This is a genomic window from Streptomyces cahuitamycinicus (genome assembly GCF_002891435.1).
GTDB classification, from domain to species: Bacteria; Actinomycetota; Actinomycetes; order Streptomycetales; family Streptomycetaceae; genus Streptomyces; species Streptomyces cahuitamycinicus.
The window spans coordinates 1-3,041 of sequence record NZ_POUC01000655.1; the positions used below are offsets into that span (position 1 = coordinate 1).

Here is a 3,041-nt window from a genome sequence, read left to right on the forward strand (position 1 = left end):
GAGTTCGTCGGCAGCGTCAGACGTGTATAAGAGACAGGCCGGTGGACACCGGGCGGGAGGCCGTCCGCCGAGGCGCGGCTCTCGCCCTGCTCGGTGTCGATCCGCAGCCGGGTTCCCCCGGGGAGCGCGGCCAGGGCGGCCGGGGGGCTGCCGCCCCAGCCGACCACCGTCGGCGGCAGCAGCCGTTCGCCCCGTTCCCGCTCGGCGGCCGCGAGCGCGGCGCTCACGGCGCCGGGCGTGCTCGCGTCCACGCCGAGGGCGGCCAGGGTCAGGGTGACCGCGGTGGCCGAGGCCCAGACCGAGCGCTCCGGGGACGGACTGTAGGAAGTGGCGACGCCGTGCAGTGCGGCGAGGCGGGACAGGTCCTCGGAGGGCTGGTCGGCCGGCCGGGGTGCGGTCATCTACATCCTCGTGAAGTCCGGGACGAAGGCCGAGGGCTCGCTGGTCAGGGGAGCGGCTTCGGCGAGCGGCGGCTCACTGGTGAGGGGCTCGGCGTCGGGCAGCGGGGGCTCGCTGGTCAGCGGCAGTTCGGTGTGGGTGCTCTCGGAGCTGAAGACGCAGTAGCGCGGGTCGTCGTGGTGCTGGTCGTCGAGGTCGGCGGACGGGTCCGCCACGGGTTTGGACTGGGCCGGGAGCGGGAGGAAAGTCATCGCAGCCACGGGGGCCTCCTCGTCGGGTACGGCTTCAAAGGGTCATCGCAGCCCTACCCAGTCGACGCGAAGGCAGACGCCCCGGACCCAACATCGTGCTTCTGCTCACATTCCACTTCGCTCCACACACTCCAGATTCCGGCATTTCACCCACAATGGCCACTCTCGTTGACACCTTCACCAGGCGGGTGATGGGCTCGTTCCGCCGGTCGAACGCATCTGGAGGGGGCCTGTGGGACTGCGGCGTGGAAAGCGGACCGCGGCCCTCGCGGTCGCCGTCGTCGCCGGGAGCCTCGTCGCCCCGCCCGCCGCGACGGCGGCTCCGCCCGGCCCCGGCGCGACCACGAGGACGGCCCCCGGCACAGCCGCACCGGACCTCTCCGTCTGGCCGCGCCCGCAGTCGCTGCGCGCGAACGGCGCCGCGGTCGCCGTGCCGGGCGAGGTCGCCCTGATCACCGACGCCCAGGCGGACCCACCCCCACGCTCCCGGCTTCGCTCGAGCAAGGGGGACCCCCATGCGGTCGGCGCCCTGCGCGAGCTGCTGCGGCAGGCCGGGGCCCGCCGGATCACGGACACGGCCGGGCCGGGCGCCCTGGTCGTGCGCGCGCGGGCGGAGCCCGTGCGCCCGGGCGACCGGCACGCCCTCCCCGCCGGGGGATACGAGCTGTCCGTGGGCGAGGGCGGTATCTCCCTCACCGGCACCGGCGAGGACGGCCTCTTCCACGCCGTGCAGACACTGCGGCAGCTCCTGCGCCCCGACCGCACGATCGCGGCGGCCGTCGTCCGCGACTGGCCGGGCACCGCCGTCCGCGGCATCACCGAGGGCTTCTACGGGACCGCCTGGACACACCGGCAGCGGCTGGCCCAGCTGGACTTCATGGGCCGTACCAAGCAGAACCGCTACCTGTACGCCCCCGGGGACGACCTGTACCGGCAGGCCCGCTGGCGTGAGCCCTACCCCGCGCGACAGCGGGCCGGTTTCCGGGAACTGGCCGAGCGGGCGCGGCGCAACCACGTCTCGCTCGGCTGGGCGGTGGCCCCGGGGCAGGCGATGTGCTTCGCCTCGGATGCCGATGTGCGGGCGCTGACGCGCAAGCTGGACGCGATGTGGGCGCTGGGTTTCCGGGCGTTCCAGCTCCAGTTCCAGGACGTCAGCTACAGCGAGTGGCACTGCGGGGCGGACGCCGACCGGTTCGGCTCCGGCCCCGAGGCGGCGGCGCGGGCGCAGGCCCGGGTGGCCAACGCGGTGGCCCGGCACCTGGCGGAACGGCACCCCGGGGCCGCGCGCCTGTCACTGATGCCGACCGAGTACTACGAGGACGGTACGACCGACTACCGGCGGGCGCTGGCGAGCGAGCTGGCCGCGGGCGTCGAGGTGGCGTGGACGGGTGTCGGGGTGGTGCCCCGCACCATCACGGGCGGTGAACTGGCCGACGCGCGCGAGGCGTTCGGGCACCCGCTGGTCACGATGGACAACTACCCGGTCAACGACTACGACCCCGGCCGTGTCTTCCTCGGCCCCTACCAGGGCCGTGAGCCGGCCGTCGCGACCGGTTCGGCCGCCCTGCTCGCCAACGCGATGCAGCAGCCGGAGGCGTCCCGCATCCCGCTGTTCACCGCCGCCGACTACGCCTGGAACCCGCGCGCGTACCGCCCCGACGACTCCTGGCGCGCCGCGATCGCGGATCTCGCGGGCGGGGACCGGCGCCGCGAACAGGCCCTGGCCGCACTCGCCGGCAACGACGCGTCATCGGTCCTGGACGACGAGGAGTCGGCGTACCTTCGGCCGCTGACCGAGGCGTACTGGCGGTCCCGCACCGCGGGCGGCGCGGGCACCGACGGCGACGCCGGGCGCCGGCTGCGCGAGGCCTTCACCGTGCTGCGCGAGCTGCCCCGGCGGCTGTCCGGCACGGGGCTCGGCTCCGAGGTCGCCCCCTGGTCCGAGCAGCTGGCGGAGTACGGCGAGGCGGGCCTGGCCGCGCTCGGCATGCTGGACGCGCAGCGTGCCGGGGACGCGGCGGCGGCCTGGACGGGGTACCGCAGGCTCGGCGCGCTGCGGGCCCGGCTGGAGTCGGCGCCGGTCGAGGTGGGCAGGGACGTCCTGGACCCCTTCCTGCAGCGGGCGCAGAAGTCGTACGCGGCCTGGTCGGGCATCCACCACGAGCCGCCCCGCAACCCCGGCGACGGCCGCACCCTGCGCTTCCCGCTGCCCCGGGCGCTGACCGCCGTGACGGCCCTGGCCGAGCCGGGCACCGAGGGCGGCGTCGAGGTGCACGTGCCCGGGCGGGGCTGGCGCGAGGCGGGCCGGCTGGACCGTTCCGGGGCGACCGAGGTGCGGCTCGGGGCACGGGCCGACGCCCTGCGGGTCACCGGGCCCGCCCCCTCCCGCGT

The 3,041-nt window shown here is 75.7% G+C and carries 2 protein-coding genes and 1 pseudogene; 1 reads left to right on the plus strand and 2 read right to left on the minus strand.

All coding sequences use genetic code 11. From position 1 onward, the window contains the following. Together C1J00_RS48640 and C1J00_RS41065 are read right to left on the minus strand one after the other, a co-directional pair. A pseudogene (locus tag C1J00_RS48640) lies at positions 1-401 on the minus strand (4-alpha-glucanotransferase); the annotation flags it as partial. After that, entirely contained in the window at positions 402-659 is a 258-nt protein-coding gene (locus C1J00_RS41065; protein ID WP_102913928.1) for a hypothetical protein, read from the minus strand. It abuts the pseudogene before it with no gap. Between the two features lie 223 nt (positions 660-882). On the opposite strand from C1J00_RS41065, the gene C1J00_RS41070 reads away from it, so the two are divergent. Continuing rightward, positions 883-3,041: beta-N-acetylglucosaminidase domain-containing protein (locus C1J00_RS41070; RefSeq protein WP_102913929.1), on the plus strand; the 2,159-nt coding region annotated here is incomplete at its 3' end.